Source organism: Holdemanella sp. DFI.5.55 (assembly GCF_020593575.1).
GTDB classification, from domain to species: domain Bacteria; phylum Bacillota_I; class Bacilli_A; order Erysipelotrichales; family Erysipelotrichaceae; genus Holdemanella; species Holdemanella hominis.
The window spans coordinates 1-374 of the sequence record NZ_JAJDMK010000214.1; the positions used below are offsets into that span (position 1 = coordinate 1).

Consider the following 374-nt stretch of genomic DNA (forward strand, 5'->3'; position numbering starts at 1 on the left):
GCCGTACATAAACGACATTTGGCTATTTTGGCTATGAGCAAGTGTTAAACTCCCGTGAAATACAAAGATTTGAGCGGAATCTATGAATATATATGAAGATGCGGGTAAGGATATGTATGATATCTATTATGATGGAATTATTAAAGATGCATATGATACGGAAGATTACGATGTGTGGAGTGATGCAAGTTCGGATATTTATGAATTCCATTCGGATTTGAGAAGTAAAGTATATGATCATGATGATGAAAGAGTGCAGAAGAAGATGGATAAGTTTAAAAAATCAATTCTTCGTATGAAGGAGGATGTGAACGATTAGAAAGAATTAATGATTTTCTCTAATTTTTTTAAAATGGTCTTGCATCACAGATTAT

The 374-nt window shown here is 32.6% G+C and carries 1 protein-coding gene; it reads left to right on the forward strand.

Features of this window, described 5'->3' with window-relative positions:
• The first annotated feature begins 82 nt into the window (after positions 1–82).
• Positions 83–319 (forward strand): hypothetical protein, encoded by a 237-nt coding sequence (locus LJE08_RS13865; protein WP_227403561.1) that lies wholly within the window; start codon positions 83–85, stop codon positions 317–319.
• Positions 320–374 lie beyond the last annotated feature (55 nt).